Origin of the sequence: Paraburkholderia ginsengiterrae (assembly GCF_001645125.1) — a bacterium.
In the GTDB taxonomy this organism is placed as follows: Bacteria; Pseudomonadota; Gammaproteobacteria; order Burkholderiales; family Burkholderiaceae; genus Paraburkholderia; species Paraburkholderia ginsengiterrae.
Genome location: NZ_LXKA01000326.1, coordinates 1 through 15982, shown reverse-complemented (window position 1 = coordinate 15982; position 15982 = coordinate 1). Strand labels below are relative to the sequence as shown.

The window sequence follows — 15982 nt, the reverse complement described above, 5'->3', positions numbered from 1 at the left end:
GGGCAGTCGTTGCGAAAGGAGAAGCAGATGGCAGCAGAGACGTTGACAGGCTCGTCGGGCAAGGTCGCGATCAGGAACATTGGCCTGCTGTTATCCGGCGACATCGACCGGCCGATTCTCGACGCGAACACGCTGGTGATCGACGACGGTGTGATCGTTGCCATCGGCCGCGAGCAGGATTGCGATCTCGAAGGCGCGCGCACCACGGTGGACTGCAAAGGCACGGCCGTCGCCCCTGGCCTGATCGATTCGCATGTGCATCCCGTGTTCGGCGACTGGACGCCGCGCCAGAATCAGATGGGCTGGATCGAATCGAATCTGAATGGCGGCGTGACCACGATGATCTCCGCCGGCGAAGTGCATCTGCCTGGTCGTCCGAAAGATGTGCTCGGCGTGAAGGCGCTGGCGATTACCGCGCAACGCTCGTTTGAAGGCATGCGTGGCGCGGGTGTGGGTGGCGGCGTCAAGGTGATGGCGGGCGCGCCCGTGATCGAAAAGGGCATGGTCGAAGAGGACTTCAAGGAGCTGTCGGAAGCGGGCGTGAAACTGCTGGGCGAAGTGGGTCTGGGCAGCGTGAAGGGCGGCGAGGAAGCCGCGCAGATGGTCGCATGGGCACGCAAGTACGGTATTCAAAGCACGATTCACACGGGCGGCCCGTCGATTCCCGGCTCCGGCTTGATCGATCGTGACGTGGTGCTCGCGGCCGACGCGGACGTGATCGGCCACATCAACGGCGGGCATACGTCGCTGTCCTACCGGCATGTGTGCGATCTGTGCGAGCAATCGAGCCGCGCGCTGGAGATCGTCCACAACGGCAACGAACGCATCGCCTTGCTGACTGCACGTCATGCCATCGAGTTGAAGTGTCCGCACCGGATCATTCTCGGCACGGATAGTCCGGCCGGCTCCGGCGTGCAACCGCTCGGCATTTTGCGGATGATCGCGCTGATCTCGAGTCTCGCCGACGTGCCCGCTGAAATCGCCTTCTGCTTCGCGACTGGCAACACGGCGCGCCAACGCAATCTGCGGCAAGGGCTGATCGAAGTGGGCCGGCCCGCCGACTTCGTGTTCATGGACCGCGCGCAACACACGGCGGCCGATACCCTGCTCGAAAGCGTGCAACTCGGCGATATTCCGGGCGTGGGCATGGTGATGATCGACGGTCTGATCCGCTGCCGGCGCAGCCGCAACACGCCACCGGCCACCGAAGTGCCGGTGGTGCTGTGAACGCGCGCCGCAACCTGTGTCCGGCACGGTTATGAATCGCCCGGTCCCGCTGATGCTGAACGTGAACGGCGCGACGCATCTCGTCAGCGCCGCGGCCGACACGCCCTTGCTCTACCTGCTGCGCAACGACCTCGCGCTGAACGGCCCGAAATTCGGCTGCGGCCTCGGCGAATGCGGCGCTTGCACGGTGTTGCTCGACGGCATGCCGACACGAGCGTGCGTCACGACCGCGAAGGTGGCGTTGGGCCGGGAGATCACCACGCTCGAAGGCTTGGGCACGCGGGCCGCGTTGCATCCGGTGCAGCAGGCGTTTATCGAAGAGCAGGCCGCGCAGTGTGGCTATTGCCTGAACGGCATGATCATGACGGCCAAGGCGCTGCTCGATCGCGACCCGCATCCGGCCGTCGAGACGATCCAGCGCGAACTGTCGCGCAACCTGTGCCGCTGCGGCACGCATGTCGAGATCGTGCGCGCGGTGCAGCGCGCTGCTGAGTTGCTCGCGGCGCAAGCGGCCGTGCATGAAGGAGTGCGCGCATGACGGGGCCGGATTTCAGCGTCGACAGGCGTGCCGCGCCGCCGTCGCGTCAGCAGCTCTACGACGCGAGCAGTGTGTTGATCGTGGCGCGACCGCCGCAGGCGCCGATGAAACCTGCGGCCGGTCAGCCCGGCTCGCGTTCGTCGTTCTTGCCGACCGAAGCGGACATGTTTCTGGTGGTGCGCGACGACGGCAGCGTGGTCGCTTTCAACGGCCACGTCGATCTCGGCACGGGTATAGGCACGGCGCTCGCGCAGATCGTGGCGGAGGAGCTGGATGTGCCGCTGACGCGCGTGTCGATCGTGCTCGGCCACACGCGCGAAGCGCCGAATCAGGGGCCGACGATTGCCAGCGCGACGATCCAGATATCGGCGGTGCCGTTGCGCCAGGCGGCGGCGCAGGCGCGGCACTATCTGCTGGGTGAAGCGGCGGCGCGCCTGAAAGTCAGCGCGGAGCACCTCGACGTGCGTGACGGCGTGGTATTCCCACGCGACGGTAGCACCGTGCAAGGCGTGAGCTATTGCGATCTGGTCAGCGGAAAACGTGTCGAACTCCAACTCGCCGCCGACGCGCCTTTGAAATCGCCCGACGCGTACCGGATCGTTGGCAGAAGCACACCGCGCGTCGATATTCCCGCGAAGGCCACCGGCGAACTGACCTTCGTCCATGACGTGCGCGTGCCGGGCATGCTGCATGGCCGCGTGGTGCGCCCGCCGTATGCCGGTATCGCGCAAGGCGGCTTCGTGGGCAACAGCCTGCTGCATGTCGATGAAGCGTCCGTGAACGAACTGCCCGGCATCGTCAAGGTGGTGGTGATTCGGGATTTTGTCGGCCTGGTCGCCGAGCGGGAGGAAGTCGCGCAGCAGGCCGTGAAACGACTCGACGTGCGGTGGAAAGCAGTCGACGGTTTGCCGTCGCTCGATACCAGCGAAGAAGTCGAAGCCGCGTTGCGCGCAAATCCGGCCAAACGGCGCGAGCTGGTCATCGACGGCGACGTCGATGCGGCCTTGGCGCAAGATCCCGCTCGCACGCTCGAACGCACTTACGTGTGGCCGTTTCAGATGCACGCGTCGATTGGACCGTCCTGCGCGGTGGCCGACTATCGTGAGGGTGCGCTGAAGGTCTGGTCGGGCACGCAGAATCCGCATTCGCTGCGTGCCGATCTCGCGTTGCTGATGGGCATGGACGAAGCGCACATCGAGATCGTGCGGATGGAGGCGGCAGGCTGCTACGGCCGCAATTGCGCGGACGATGTCGCCGCCGACGCCGCCTTGCTCTCGCGTGCCGCCGGCGCGCCGGTGCGCGTGCAACTCTCGCGCGAAGACGAGCACGCGTGGGAGCCGAAGGGCGCCGCGCAATTGATGGACGTGCGCGGCGCGTTGAATGCCGACGGCGAACTGGCCGCGTACGACTTTGCCACGCGCTATCCGTCGAACGATGCGCCCACGCTGGCGCTGCTGCTGACCGGCACGATTTCCGCCGAGCCGCAGGTGTACGAGATGGGCGACCGCACGGCCGTGCCGCCGTATGACTATCGCGCGAAGCGGATCGTCTGCGACGATACGCCGCCGATCGTGCGCGCAGCGTGGCTGCGCGGCGTGTCCGCGTTGCCGAACACGTTTGCTCATGAGTCCTTCATCGACGAACTCGCCGAGCAGGCGGGCGTCGATCCTGTCGAATTTCGCCTGCGGCACCTCACCGATCCGCGTGCGATCGATCTGGTCAAAGCCGTGGCCGACAAGGCTGGCTGGGAACCGCGTAACGCCGAGCGCAAGGAAGAAGAGGGCGACATTGCGCGTGGCCGCGGGTTTGCCTATGCCCGCTACGTGCACAGCAAATTTCCTGGCTTCGGCGCGGCATGGTCCGCGTGGGTGGCCGACGTCGAAGTCAATCGAAAGAGCGGCGAACTGGCGGTGACGCGCGTGGTGGTCGGTCAGGACACCGGCACGATGGTGAATCCCGACGGCGTGCGTCATCAGATTCACGGCAACGTGATCCAGACCACCAGCCGCGCGTTGAAAGAGCGCGTGACGTTCGGCGAGAACGCCGTGACGAGCCAGGAGTGGGGCGCGTATCCGATCCTGACGTTCCGTGAAGTGCCGGTGATCGACGTGGTGATGATGCCGCGCCATGGCGAGCCGCCGATGGGCGCGGGCGAATCTGCGTCGCTGCCCGGCGCGGCGGCGATTGCCAACGCGCTCTACGATGCGACCGGCGTGCGTTTTCGCCGTCCGCCATTCACGCCTGAAACGATCCGCGCCGCGCTCGCCGATAGCCATGCCGATGAAGCGGCCGCGCGTAAAAAGAAGCGCTGGCGGCTGGGTTTTCTGAGCGCTTTCGCGGCGGGCGCCGCGGGTTGGCTGGGCGCGCTCTCGTTTGCGCCGCAGGCTATCGCACCGATCACGCCGCCGCTCGCGAGCACATTTGCGCCCGAACTGGTGGCGCGCGGCAAGCTGCTCGCGTCGCTCGGTAATTGCGCGGTCTGCCATACCGCGCACAACGGCGTGCCGAACGCCGGCGGCAAACCGCTCGAGACGCCGTTCGGCACGGTGTACAGCACCAATCTCACGCCCGATGGCCAGACCGGCATCGGCCACTGGTCGTTGGACGCCTTCATTCGCGCGATGCGGCAAGGCATCAGCCGCGACGGCCACCGTCTTTATCCGGTGTTTCCGTACACCTCGTTCCAGAACACCTCCGACGACGACCTCAAGGCGCTTTACGCCTACCTGATGGCGCAAACGCCGGTTCGCTCGCGGCCGCCGGAAACGAAGCTGGCCTTTCCATTCAACGCGCGTCCGTTGATGGCCGCATGGAATGGTCTCTTTCTCGGACGCAGCGCGTTCGCCGCAAGCGCGACGCAAAGCGCGCAATGGAATCGCGGCGCGTATCTGGTGAACGGGCTCGGCCATTGCAGCGCGTGCCACACGCCGCGCAACGCATTCGGCGCCGAGAAAACCGGCATGGCGTTCATGGGCGGCGGCATGGCGGAAGGCTGGGAAGCGCCCGCCTTATCGGCGCTTTCAACTGCGCCCGTGCCGTGGAGCGAGGACGAACTGTATCGCTACCTGCGTGACGGCCACGCGCCGCTGCATGGCGTCGCGGCCGGGCCGATGGCGCCGGTGGTCGGCGATCTGGCGGCGTTGCCCGACAGCGATATTCGCGCGATGGCTACCTATCTGGCGTCGCTCAATCCGTTGGAGGCGAACGCCGATCCCGCCGCGATGGCGCGTCAATATGAGCAGGCCAGCACCGTGACGGGCGCGCCTTCGGGTTTGGGCGCGCGGCTCTTCGACGGCGCGTGCGCCGCCTGTCATCACACCGGCAGCGGGCCGCAACTGTTCGGCGCGCACCCTTCGCTTGCGCTCAACACGAATTTGCATAGCGCAACGCCCGATAACCTGATTCGCGTAATACTCGACGGTATCGGCTCGCCTGCGCGGCCTGAACTCGGTACGATGCCGGCTTACCGCGACAGTTTCAACGACGCCCAGCTCGCCGAACTCGTTTCGTATCTGCGTCAACAGTTCGCCGGTGGCAAGCCGGCCTGGCAGGACGTCGCGGCAAGCGTCGCCCGAATCCGCGCGACGCCGCGGGCAGAATGACTCGCCAGCCGCTTGACTGCTTGATAACAACCAACCGCATTCCCGCAATCCCGCACTATCCATTTGATAACGGAGAAACGCATGACCACGCGCGCAGGATGGATCTCTCGCCTCATGGTGCCGACGCTGCTCTCGCTTGCCGCCTTGAGCGCGAGCGCCCAGCAGACCATCAAGATCGGCGAGATCAACAGCTACAAGGCACAGCCCGCCTTCCTCGGGCCTTATAAAAACGGCTGGAATCTTGCGCTCGACCAGGTAAATGCCGCGGGCGGCGTGCTCGGCAAACAGCTCGACGTTGTGTCTCGCGACGACAACGCCAACCCGGGCGACTCGATTCGCGTCGCGCAGGAGTTGATCGCGCGTGAGCAGGTGCAACTGCTGTTCGGCGGCTTCCTGTCGAACACCGGCCTGGCGCTCACGGACTTCGCGAAGCAGAAGAAGATTTTCTTCCTCGCCGCCGAGCCGCTGACCGACAAGATCGTGTGGGCCGACGGCAACAAATACACGTACCGTCTGCGTCCGTCCACGTATATGCAGGTGGCGATGCTCGTGCCGGAAGCCGCCAAGCTGAAGAAGAAGCGCTGGGCGCTGGTATATCCGAACTACGAGTACGGGCAATCGGCGGTGGCGACGTTCAAGAAGCTGCTGAGCGCCGCGCAGCCTGACGTGGAGTTTGTCGCCGAACAGGCCACACCGCTCGGCAACGTCGATGCGGGCGCGGTGACGCAGGCAATCGCCGATGCCAAGCCAGACGCGATTTTCAATGTGCTGTTCGGCGCGGATCTCGGCAAGTTCGTGCGTGAGGGCAATACGCGCGGACTCTTCAAGGATCGCAGCGTGGTGTCGTTGCTGACCGGCGAGCCGGACTATCTCGATCCGCTGGGCGCGGAAGCGCCGGCCGGCTGGATCGTGACCGGCTACCCGTGGTACTCGATCGATACGGCGGCGAACAAGAAGTTCGTCGATGCGTATCAGGCCAAGTATCACGACTATCCGCGGCTGGGTTCGGTGGTGGGGTATTCCGCTTTGATGTCGATTGCTGCCGGTATCAGGAAAGCGGGATCGGTCGATCCGGATAAGCTTGCGGCGGCGTTCAAGGGGCTTGGCGTGGACACGCCGTTCGGTCCGATCACTTTCCGGGCGCAGGACAATCAGTCGACCATGGGCGCGTATGTCGGCGTGACGGGTCTGAAGGATGGCAAGGGCGTGATGACCTCATACCGCTATATCGACGGCGCGAGCGTTCAGCCGTCGGATGCCGAGGTCAAGAAGCTGCGGCCTGCCGAGTAAGGTGGGCGCGTCTGCGGCGCACCGCGCCGCAGACTGATTGGGACATGGGATATGCCGTGTCCCGGCAGCTTGTGAAGGACTACTCCTCCGCGTCGTGCTCAATGACAAACCGCCTCAAATAGGCGAGCACGGCGGCCTCGACCGCGCGATGATCGGCGGTGCTTTTGGAGCCGGCGTTTTCCTCGTCGCCGAATAGCGTGGAGGGGGCGTTGTGCACGTCCACTTCCTGGCCTTCGCGGAAGATGCGAATCTCGTGAACGTCTTCGGCGTATTCGGCGATCCAGTGCACACCTTCAATATGCGTGCCTGCGCGAACGTTAGCTATCTTCATGGACGTCTCCGGTCAGACCGGACGACGCGCCGGCCCTTACCCGCACCATACGCCGTCCAGAAGGCCGGCGCGAGTCCCGCGAGCGGATTTCCTGAAGTTTTGCCGCGCGTTTTTCCGCGTGCTTCGCCGCGTATCTTGCCGCGCAATTGAAAAAAGGCAGCCTAAGCTGCCTTTTTTCCGGTGCTCCTGCTACGGCTTACTGCACCGTGGCCAGAACGTCGCCGACCGTCTTGAAGATGTGCGCGATCTGCTCTTCGTTGATGATGAGCGGCGGCGAGAACGCGAGGATGTCGCCGGTAAAGCGCACCAGCACGCCCGCTTCGAAGCACTTCACGAACGCCTCATAGGCCCGCGCACCCGGCGCGCCGTCACGCGATTCGAGCTCCACGCCGGCGATCAGGCCGAGGTTGCGCACGTCTTTCACATGCTTCGCGCCGCGCAGCGAATGGGCGGCGGCTTCGAACGTAGGCGCCAGCGTGGCGGCGCGCTCGAACAGCGCCTCGCGGCGATACAGGTCGAGCGTGGCAATGGCGGCTGCGGTGGCGGCCGGGTGGGCCGAATACGTGTAGCCGTGGAACAGCTCGATTGCGCCCTGCGCGCCGCTGTTGACGATGGTGTCGTGGATCGTGCGGCTGGCGGCCACCGCGCCCATCGGGATCGCGGCGTTGTTGATCGCCTTCGCCATCGTGATCAGGTCCGGCGTCACGCCGAAGTATTCGCTCGCCGTTGCCTTGCCGACGCGGCCGAAACCGGTGATCACTTCGTCGAAAATCAGCAGGATGCCGTGCTTCGTGCAGATCTCGCGCAGCTTCTGCAGATAGCCTTGCGGCGGGATCAGCACGCCCGTCGAGCCGGCCACCGGTTCGACGATCACGGCGGCGATGGTCGACGCGTCGTGCAGCGTGACGATGCGCTCGAGTTCCTCGGCCAGATGCGCGCCCCACGCCGGCTGGCCCTTCGAGAACGCGTTATGTTCGAGGTTATGCGTATGCGGCAAGTGATCGACCGCCGGCAGCAGCTGGCCGGAGAAGGTCTTGCGGTTCGGTGAGATGCCGCCGACCGAGATGCCGCCGAAGCCCACGCCGTGATAACCGCGCTCGCGGCCGATCAGGCGCGTGCGCTGGCCTTCGCCGCGCGCGCGGTGGTAGGCGAGCGCGATTTTCAGCGCGGTGTCGACCGACTCCGAACCGGAGTTCGTGAAGAAGATGCGGTCGAGGCCGTCCGGCATCAGCTCGGCGACTTTCGTGGCCGCTTCGAAGGCGAGCGGGTGGCCCATCTGGAACGTCGGGGCGAAGTCGAGCGTCGAGAGCTGCTCGGTGATCGCGGCGATGATTTCCTCGCGGCCGTGGCCGGCGTTGACGCACCACAGACCCGCGCAGCCGTCGAGCACCTCACGCCCGTCCGTGCTGCGGTAGTACATGCCCTTGGCCGATTCCAGCAGGCGCGGCGCGGCCTTGAACTGGCGGTTGGCGGTGAAGGGCATCCAGAACGACGACAGGTCGTCGATGACGGGGCGTGAAGTCATGGGTATCTCCTCGAAGTAGTCGCCCGAGGGAACTTCCTTCGGGGCATAGCCAAAACTGTAGCGTTCGCGGTTTAATGGCGGCATAAACAGTTGACGTAGTGTGGCGCTAACTGTGCTGGTGAATTGACGCTAACTGTGTCGATGTCCTCCTCCTGACCTCTGACCATGATCGAACTACAACTTGAGCGCGACCGGCGCGCCGCTCCCACGCTCGTCGAACAGGTGGTGCAAGGCTTCGCGCACGCCATCGAGGCGCAATCGCTGCGCGCGGGCGCGTTGCTGCCCTCGGTGCGGCAGCTCGCGCAAAGCCACGAGTTGAGCACCTTCACGGTCACGGAGGCGTACAACCGTCTAGTGTCGATGGGGCTCGTGGTGGCGCGGCGCGGGTCCGGCTATCGCGTGGCGGCGCGCACGCCGTCCGCGCGGGCGGCCGCGACCGCCTGGCAGCCGCCGAGCCTTACCGCGACGTGGCTGCTGTCAGACGTATTCGCCGACCATTCCGTGCCGATCAAGGCCGGCGGCGGCTGGCTGCCGAACGAGTGGATCAACGAGACCGGCCTGCAGCACGCGCTGCGCGCGATGAGCCGGGTGCCGGCCGCGCGGCTCGGCGACTACGGGCATCCGTACGGGTTCGCGCCGTTGCGCGAGCGGATCGCCGAGCAGCTCGACCGGCGTGGCCTGCCGGTCGACGTATCCAACGTCCTGCTCACGCAAGGCGCGACGCAGGGGCTGGATCTGATCGTGCGAACGCTGCTGCGCGCGGGCGACACCGTGATCGTCGAAGATCCGGGCTATTGCAATCTGCTGCAGATTCTCAAGCTGGCCGGACTGGTGGTGCACGGCGTGCCGCGCACGCCGGCGGGCATCGACACGGACGTGCTCGAAACGCTGGTCGCGCAGCACAAGCCGAAGGCGATCTTCGTCAACACCACGCTGCAGAACCCGACTGGCGCGACCTTCGGCATGTCGGCGGCGTTCCGCTTGTTGCAGATCGCCGAGCGGCAACGCATGTGGGTGATCGAAGACGACGTGAGCCGCGAACTCGCGCCGTCCGGCGCGCCGCTGTTCGCGGCCATGGAAGGCTTGCAGCGCGTGCTCTACGTGGGCGGCTTTTCCAAGACCGTGACGCCGGGGCTGCGCTGCGGCTACGTGGTCGCCGAGCACGCGGTGCTGCGCGAGCTGGCGCGCACGAAGATGGCGGTGGGGTTGACGTCGTCGGAGGCGATCGAGCGGATCGTCGACAAGGTGCTGCTGGAGGGGCGCTATGCGCGTCACGTCGAGGCCGTCAACGAGCGTCTCAAACTCGCGCACGCGACGGTTGAGGAGCGGCTCGATTCGCTTGGCCTCGAACTGTTTCACCGGCCGCGCGCCGGGCTGCTCCTGTGGGCGCGCTTGCCGGTCGAGGCGGAGCGCGCCGGCGAAGTGGCGACGGCCGCGCTCACGCACGGCATCTGGCTAGCGCCCGGCTCCTACTTCCGTCCCGACGACGCACCGAGCGCCTGGTTCCGCTTCAACGTGCCGTACTCGACCGACGACGCGTTGTGGCGCTTCATCGAACGAGTCGGGCAGGGTCTGCTGTAGCCAGCCTCAGGCAACCTCAGGCCGCCGGCCCGAGCAGTTTCAGCACGATCGGGTAAAGCGAAAACACCAGCAGCAGCGCCATTGCCACGTTAAAAATGCGCAGCCGCTTCGGGTCCGACAGCACTTGGCGCATGGCGGTGCCGAAACCCGCCCACAGGCAGATGCACGGAAAACCGATCACGTAGAAGACCACCGCCATCGCAATGGCGTTCATGCTGTAACTCTCGCTGAGGTGAATCGTCGTGGCGGCGGTCAGCACCATCATCCATGCCTTCGGGTTGACCCACTGAAAAGCGATGGCTTCGTAGAATTTCATGGGCCGGCGCTCGCCTTTCTTCACCTGCAATTCTCCCGACGTGCCGATTTTCCACGCGAGGTACAGGAGATACGCGACGCTCGCAAACTCGAGCACGGTGTACAGCACGGGGAAATGAACGAAGGCTTCGCCCAGCCCGATCCCGACCGACAGCATCAACAGCACGACCCCGGCGCTAATGCCGGACACATGCGGCAGCGTGCGGCGAAAGCCGAAATTGACCCCCGAGGCCAGCAGCATCGTATTGTTCGGACCGGGCGTGATGGTGGTGACGAGCGCGAACAGGATGCCGGCCGGCAGCGCGCTGAGGCTGAGGTAAGACATGGAGGGCTCCGGTGTCGGTGACTGGTACTTGGAGCATTCTAGCGAGAGTGTCCGGTACAGTACCTGTACGGTTTGTGAGATGATGTCCGGTACGGAGGCGGGTGGGTTCCGGGATCGGGCCGCGGCGTGCGGACTCTCAGGTGTTGTCCTGGTTTTGAGGGGCTTTCGCGATGGTGCGACAATCGAAAACGGATAACCCCCGTACGCTGTACACCGCCGGTCCGCTCACTCTGAAAGGACAAGAACATGCGTCGATATTTCTATCTCGCGGCATTGCCTGCTTCGTTCGTTGCCGGCATGTTTGCATCCCATCTGGGCACACTGCCGCGGGCCCATGCCGCCGACGCGCCGCTCACGGCGCAGATCATCGACCTGGCAGCCCTAACCGATGCCGATCTGGGCGCCGTGGTTCCGAATATGGGCACCTTGCGATCGAAAGGTTTGGTGATCACGCCGAGCGGAACCCTCGCCGTGCAGACCGGTAACGTACCGAAGCATACGCATCAGGGCTCTGACGAAATCCAGTACGTGATTTCCGGAAGCGGCACTTTCTGGCTGGGTAACGAACAGCGTCAGATTCACGCCGGCGATCTGATCATTGTCCCGAAGGGAACGGTGCACGCGGGGTCCATGGCGGATAGCGGGGAACTCAAACTCCTTGCGATCAAGCTGCCGCCGCAGGCTCCTGGCGACACGCAGATGGTCCCCTGACTGGAGTAATGACCCAAGCTGATTGTGAACGTCGGCGAGTTGGTTTGCGGCCAACGGAGGCTGCAATTCGAGCAGTGACTTCACTTTCGCCAGTGCGTCGTACCGGTGGCCCATCGCGGCCTAATACTGTTGATACACGATGCCGAGTATCTGTGCCTCGTCGTCGAACACGTCGATCGTATCGGTCAACGCGGTTAGCGGTCCTGCATTGTTGACGAATAGCGCGACCGTCGGGCTTCGGCCGCTCTTCGCATCGACGTAACCTGCCATCGACATCGCGACCATCTCGCCGTCGCTGATCGTCGCGCCGCTCTTCACGGAAATGCTGCCCGCACCTGGGCGGCCAGGCTATTCACCGCGGCCAACGGATCTTCAGGCGTCAGGATCGCGCCGTTGAAACCGCGTGCTTCGTTATGGTCGAAGTCGGTGAAGTCGAGCGTGCCATCGGGCTTCTGGCGGCCGCCGAACACCAGATCGCCGGCGGCCTTGACGATCAGATCGCCGTTCAGCGTGCCTGTGGCGTCGACGGTGCCGTTGCGGTACATCGCGGTATTGAAACGGTAGGCCGGTCCCAGTGCGTTGAGCGCGGTGCCGACCGCAAAGATTTTGCGGACCGAGCCGGTCAGGGAAAGCGTATCGGGCTGAATCGAATACAGCACCGCGCCCGTGTTCGCGTCCATCACCACCATCGACCATTTCGACTGCGCGCTCAGATAGCGCGGCTTGTTCATGATGGCCACGATCGGGTCTGACGCGGACACGGTGCCGCCGCACGCCACGAGGAGGCCCGCATAGGCGGCGATCAGTATGGTGATCAGCCTCGTCCGGATAGAGAGGAGGCCTGTCGATTTGCGCAAGCGTAGTGGCGTGGTCGCTCACTATCGGAATTCAGAGGCGGGGCTGCAACTTCGTATTCCGTTGAACCCTGCATCTGAAAGAAGTGCCGGTTTTACTGGAGTTTCCAGAGCAAAGCGGCGATCGTTCCTTCGTCCTGAAACACGGGAAGCACGTCGTTGATACCGGTGATGGGTACATTGGCCACCGCCATCATGAACACGAGGTGGCGCCCGCTTTTCGAGGTCAGATAGCCGGCCAGAGCCTGACTTTCCAGCGTCAGCGGCGAGGGGCTGACAAAAGTGCCTGTCTTCGCATGCACTTGCCCTTTGGCGCCGGCAAGCGTCGGATCCGCAGTGAAGTCGGTGACGAAGGCTAGCGACCCGTCGACGCCCAGCACCGGCAGCGCATCCAGATAAGCGGAATAGGTGGGCCTTTTGCTCATGCCGGCGAGCAGTGTCGTGACCGCCTGCGGCGTGCCGGTGGTGTCGCCGCCGCCGCTGCCGTCGATGAAATGCAACTGGTCTGCGGCGATCTGAAACTGCGTCGACAACACGTTCTGTTCCGCGGCAAGCGCGCCGGCCATCGTGGTCGATCCGTTCGCGGCGAGACCGAACAGCATCAGGCTCGTATCCGCGCCGAGGTTGTAGCTGACCTTCTGAATCAGCTTCGCGTAATCTGCATACGGTTGCGATACGAGCTGCGCAACCTGTGCGCTCGCTGCATACGAACCCGGCGCGGGCAGCAACTGTGTGGGATTGCTTTCGAGCGGCGCGGCCACCACGGTCACACCCGCTCGCTCGAGCGCCTCGATCAGCACGGTACGTGCATAGTTGGATGGATTGGTAATCCGGAACGTGCGGATCAGCGGATATTGATTCGTTAACGGCGGTACGAAACCGGCCGGCAGATCGCCCGACACGGTGCCGGTGCAACCGGCTGCGCCGATGCAGGTGGGTAGCTCCGGCGTCAGATCCAGTTCGAGCGGCGTGTTCGCGGCGGCCATCTGCAACGTCGATTGCACGCCGAAGGCGGCCGATTTCGGCCGCCAGTCCACTGACGCGGCGCCGCCCGCGGTGCCTGGATTGACGATGACGTCGACGACGTCGTCATTGACGAAGATCGGCTTCGCATCGAACTCCTGGCGAAATTCGAAGGGCTGAAAGAGCCGGTCGTCGATCACGACTTCACCGGTCACTTTCCTGATGCCCGCCGCGGCGATCTGCGCGGCAAGCGAGTTGTAGCCTGCAAGCGGATCGGGGGTGGTCAGCACCGCATTTTGCAGCGCGTTGGCCTCGTTATGGTCGAAGTTGCTGATAGCGAGCGAGCCGTCGGGATTGGTGCGGCCGCCCATGGTCAGGTCGCCGCTTGCGACCAGAATCAGATCGCCGTTGAGCGTGCCGGATGCGTCCACCGCGCCTTGCCGGTAGACCGGGGTGGCGAAGCGATGGTCAGGGCCTAACTGATTCAACGCCATGGCGACCGAGAAGAGCTTGCGGACCGAGGCGATCAGCGTGGGCGTCGCGGCATTCAACGAATAGATCACGTTGCCGCTATCCAGATCGACGACCTGCAGGGCCCACGTAGCGTTGCTGTAGGGCGGCTTGTGCATGACGCTGGCGATTTCCGGCGGTACCGGGAGGGGGGCCGGGCCGGAATCGATGTCTCCGCAGGCGGCGAGCGCGACCATGGCGGATATAAGGCCGATACGTGTCCAGTGATACACAGCGTGCGGGGCCATCTCAGGTCTCGATCGTTATTCAAGCCTATGGCCGGTGCGATTGGTGCGCGGCATCATTCCCCTGCGATGCATCGCGCCGAAACGACCGACGGTGCCCGGAATATAGGCGATGACCGGTGCGAAGGCAATCTGCGAGGCACCTGAAATCTGTCTCCTCCGGACACGGCCGCCTCGTGCGTCCGCGACGTGTTTTCCCGGGCGGACAGCCGCCCCCCGCGGTTTACCCATATTTGAGAACAATCCTCTACACGCGCGGGGCTTATTCTCGAGGGCCTGCCTTTTTAGACTGTCGTTACTGAGTCGCGAACAGGGCTGTTCGCCGCCGAACGAAGCAAAGTCTGGAGGTAGTCACCATGAAGTCCCTTATTCAAGCCGTTGTCGTTGCCGCTGCCCTTGCAGCGCCGGTTGCCGTGTTCGCCCAATCGAGCCATCCCATCACCCGCGCGCAAGTGCGCGCCGAGTTGATCGAACTCGAAAAGGCCGGCTATAACCCGGCTCACGGGGAAGATCCGAATTATCCGGCCGACATTCAGGCTGCGGAAGCCAAGGTGGCGGCTCAGCACGCCGCGACTGACTTCGGCGGAGTGGTGAGCGGCTCGTCTGAAGCGGGGCGTCCGGCCGTGTCCCAAGCGGATTGGAACGCGATGTACAGCCATCCGTGATGTAACGGGGGGAGGCGAGTTGGCGCCGCCTGGGACCGGGATATCGTCCTTGGCGGCTTGCCGGTTTGGGCTGCGTGCGTGACAGCTTTGTTGGCATTGTCGCGCGGCAACGTCTCTTCGTCTCAGTCCAGCTCGCTCACCAGTTCTGGCGTGGCGGTAAACAGATCGCCGACGAGGCCATAATCCGCGACGCTGAAGATCGGTGCTTCGGGGTCCTTGTTGATCGCCACGATCACCTTCGAATCCTTCATGCCCGCCAGATGCTGGATCGCACCCGAGATGCCGACCGCCACGTACAGTTGCGGCGCGACGATCTTGCCCGTCTGGCCGACCTGATAGTCGTTCGGCACGAAGCCCGCATCGACGGCCGCGCGCGATGCGCCCAGCGCCGCATTCAGCTTGTCGGCCAGCGGCTCCAGCACCTTGGTGTAGTTCTCGCCGTTGCCGAGACCCCGGCCACCCGAGACGATGATCTTCGCCGACGTCAGTTCCGGACGATCCAGCTTCGTCACTTCACGGCTCACGAACTGCGACAGGCCGCTGTCTGCTGCGGCTTCGATCTTCTCGACGACAGCGTTGCCGCCTTCTACTGCAACCGCATCGAAACCGGTCGTGCGCACCGTGATGACCTTGATCTGGTCAGCCGATTGAACGGTTGCGATCGCGTTGCCTGCGTAGATCGGACGCTCGAACGTGTCTGGAGAATCCACTGCCGTGATGTCGCTGATCTGCGCAACGTGGAGCTTTGCCGCGATACGCGGCGTGACGTTCTTGCCCGAAGCGGTTGCCGGTGCGAGGATGTGCGTGTAGTTCTTCGCCGGGTCACGCACCAGCGCCAGCACAGTCGCCTCGACGTTCTCCGCGAGACCGGCTTCGAGTTGCGGCGCGTCAGCCAGCAGCACCTTCGACACGCCTGCGATTTTCGCTGCCGCATCCGCAGCCGCTTGCGCGTTGTGGCCCGCCACCAGCACGTGCACGTCGCCACCAATCTTCTGCGCCGCTGCAACCGTGTTCAGCGTCGCGGCCTTGATCGACGCGTTGTCGTGTTCTGCTATTACAAGACTAACCAGATTCGTCATTTGCTCTGTCTCCGCGTTTTACTTAAAGCACCTTGGCTTCGGTCTTCAGCTTCTCGACCAGCGTCTTCACGTCCGACACCATCACACCGGCGGAGCGCTTGGGCGGCTCGGCGACTTTCAGCGTCTTCAGGCGCGGTGCGACGTCAACACCGAGGTCCTCCGGCTTGATCGTCTCCAGCGGCTTCTTCTTGGCCTTCATGATGTTCGGCAGCGTCACGTAG

The 15982-nt window shown here is 64.4% G+C and carries 14 protein-coding genes and 1 pseudogene; 7 read left to right on the top strand and 8 right to left on the bottom strand.

Going from position 1 to position 15982, the window contains the following annotated elements; genetic code table 11:
* The first annotated feature begins 27 nt into the window (after positions 1–27).
* The 4 genes from A6V37_RS22095 to A6V37_RS22080 all read left to right on the top strand — a co-directional run bounded on the left by A6V37_RS22095 (position 28) and on the right by A6V37_RS22080 (position 6657).
* Complete coding sequence (locus A6V37_RS22095) at positions 28–1227, top strand: amidohydrolase family protein (RefSeq protein ID WP_064267456.1); 1200 nt, start codon at positions 28–30, stop codon at positions 1225–1227.
* 31 nt (positions 1228–1258) lie between these two features.
* Positions 1259–1765, top strand: a complete 507-nt coding sequence (locus tag A6V37_RS22090) for a (2Fe-2S)-binding protein (RefSeq protein ID WP_064267396.1) — start codon at positions 1259–1261, stop codon at positions 1763–1765.
* On the top strand, positions 1762–5367 hold the full coding sequence (locus tag A6V37_RS22085) for a molybdopterin cofactor-binding domain-containing protein (protein WP_064286345.1): 3606 nt from the start codon (positions 1762–1764) through the stop codon (positions 5365–5367). The genes A6V37_RS22090 and A6V37_RS22085 overlap by 4 nt, the downstream gene beginning before the upstream one ends.
* An 81-nt stretch (positions 5368–5448) precedes the next feature.
* Positions 5449–6657: an ABC transporter substrate-binding protein gene (locus A6V37_RS22080; RefSeq protein WP_064267394.1), complete on the top strand. Its 1209-nt coding sequence runs from the start codon at positions 5449–5451 to the stop codon at positions 6655–6657.
* 79 nt (positions 6658–6736) lie between these two features.
* Here the strand turns inward: A6V37_RS22080 and A6V37_RS22075 are convergent, their stop codons facing one another.
* A complete protein-coding gene (locus A6V37_RS22075; RefSeq protein ID WP_064267393.1) occupies positions 6737–6988 on the bottom strand; it encodes a hypothetical protein in 252 nt (83 codons plus the stop codon).
* 196 nt (positions 6989–7184) lie between these two features.
* Positions 7185–8513: an omega-aminotransferase AptA gene (aptA, locus tag A6V37_RS22070; protein ID WP_064267392.1), complete on the bottom strand. Its 1329-nt coding sequence runs from the start codon at positions 8511–8513 to the stop codon at positions 7185–7187.
* A 165-nt stretch (positions 8514–8678) separates the two neighbouring features.
* On the opposite strand from aptA, the gene A6V37_RS22065 reads away from it, so the two are divergent.
* Complete coding sequence (locus A6V37_RS22065) at positions 8679–10094, top strand: aminotransferase-like domain-containing protein (protein WP_064286344.1); 1416 nt, start codon at positions 8679–8681, stop codon at positions 10092–10094.
* Positions 10095–10110: 16 nt separating this feature from the next.
* Here the strand turns inward: A6V37_RS22065 and A6V37_RS22060 are convergent, their stop codons facing one another.
* On the bottom strand, positions 10111–10734 hold the full coding sequence (locus tag A6V37_RS22060) for a LysE family translocator (protein WP_064267390.1): 624 nt from the start codon (positions 10732–10734) through the stop codon (positions 10111–10113).
* 246 nt (positions 10735–10980) lie between these two features.
* Here A6V37_RS22060 and A6V37_RS22050 point away from each other — a divergent pair, with 246 nt between their 5' ends.
* Entirely contained in the window at positions 10981–11445 is a 465-nt protein-coding gene (locus A6V37_RS22050; protein WP_064267388.1) for a cupin domain-containing protein, read from the top strand.
* 120 nt (positions 11446–11565) lie between these two features.
* On the opposite strand, the gene A6V37_RS22045 is transcribed toward A6V37_RS22050, so the two are convergent.
* From A6V37_RS22045 to A6V37_RS22035, 3 genes are all read right to left on the bottom strand, one after another.
* The gene (locus A6V37_RS22045; RefSeq protein WP_064267387.1) at positions 11566–11763 is read right to left on the bottom strand and encodes a hypothetical protein; all 198 of its coding nucleotides are present in this window, start codon (positions 11761–11763) and stop codon (positions 11566–11568) included.
* Complete coding sequence (locus tag A6V37_RS22040) at positions 11760–12206, bottom strand: D-alanyl-D-alanine carboxypeptidase (RefSeq protein ID WP_131799852.1); 447 nt, start codon at positions 12204–12206, stop codon at positions 11760–11762. Before A6V37_RS22040 ends, A6V37_RS22045 begins: the two co-directional genes overlap by 4 nt.
* 188 nt (positions 12207–12394) lie before the next feature.
* A complete protein-coding gene (locus A6V37_RS22035; RefSeq protein WP_064267385.1) occupies positions 12395–14020 on the bottom strand; it encodes a D-alanyl-D-alanine carboxypeptidase/D-alanyl-D-alanine-endopeptidase in 1626 nt (541 codons plus the stop codon).
* Positions 14021–14373: 353 nt separating this feature from the next.
* On the opposite strand from A6V37_RS22035, the gene A6V37_RS22030 reads away from it, so the two are divergent.
* The gene (locus A6V37_RS22030) at positions 14374–14682 is read left to right on the top strand and encodes a DUF4148 domain-containing protein (RefSeq protein ID WP_064267384.1); all 309 of its coding nucleotides are present in this window, start codon (positions 14374–14376) and stop codon (positions 14680–14682) included.
* Positions 14683–14804: 122 nt separating this feature from the next.
* Here A6V37_RS22030 and A6V37_RS22025 read toward each other — a convergent pair whose 3' ends face one another.
* Both A6V37_RS22025 and A6V37_RS22020 read right to left on the bottom strand, forming a co-directional pair.
* A complete protein-coding gene (locus tag A6V37_RS22025; protein WP_064267455.1) occupies positions 14805–15752 on the bottom strand; it encodes an electron transfer flavoprotein subunit alpha/FixB family protein in 948 nt (315 codons plus the stop codon).
* Between the two features lie 31 nt (positions 15753–15783).
* Positions 15784–15982: pseudogene (locus tag A6V37_RS22020) on the bottom strand (electron transfer flavoprotein subunit beta/FixA family protein); the annotation flags it as partial.

Coding starts and splice junctions, on each gene's coding strand:
- A6V37_RS22095 (WP_064267456.1), top strand. CDS start 28: ATGGCAGCAGAGACGTTGACAGGCTCGTCGGGCAAGGTCGCGATCAGG.
- A6V37_RS22090 (WP_064267396.1), top strand. CDS start 1,259: ATGAATCGCCCGGTCCCGCTGATGCTGAACGTGAACGGCGCGACGCAT.
- A6V37_RS22085 (WP_064286345.1), top strand. CDS start 1,762: ATGACGGGGCCGGATTTCAGCGTCGACAGGCGTGCCGCGCCGCCGTCG.
- A6V37_RS22080 (WP_064267394.1), top strand. CDS start 5,449: ATGACCACGCGCGCAGGATGGATCTCTCGCCTCATGGTGCCGACGCTG.
- A6V37_RS22075 (WP_064267393.1), bottom strand. CDS start 6,988: ATGAAGATAGCTAACGTTCGCGCAGGCACGCATATTGAAGGTGTGCAC.
- aptA (WP_064267392.1), bottom strand. CDS start 8,513: ATGACTTCACGCCCCGTCATCGACGACCTGTCGTCGTTCTGGATGCCC.
- A6V37_RS22065 (WP_064286344.1), top strand. CDS start 8,679: ATGATCGAACTACAACTTGAGCGCGACCGGCGCGCCGCTCCCACGCTC.
- A6V37_RS22060 (WP_064267390.1), bottom strand. CDS start 10,734: ATGTCTTACCTCAGCCTCAGCGCGCTGCCGGCCGGCATCCTGTTCGCG.
- A6V37_RS22050 (WP_064267388.1), top strand. CDS start 10,981: ATGCGTCGATATTTCTATCTCGCGGCATTGCCTGCTTCGTTCGTTGCC.
- A6V37_RS22035 (WP_064267385.1), bottom strand. CDS start 14,020: ATGGCCCCGCACGCTGTGTATCACTGGACACGTATCGGCCTTATATCC.
- A6V37_RS22030 (WP_064267384.1), top strand. CDS start 14,374: ATGAAGTCCCTTATTCAAGCCGTTGTCGTTGCCGCTGCCCTTGCAGCG.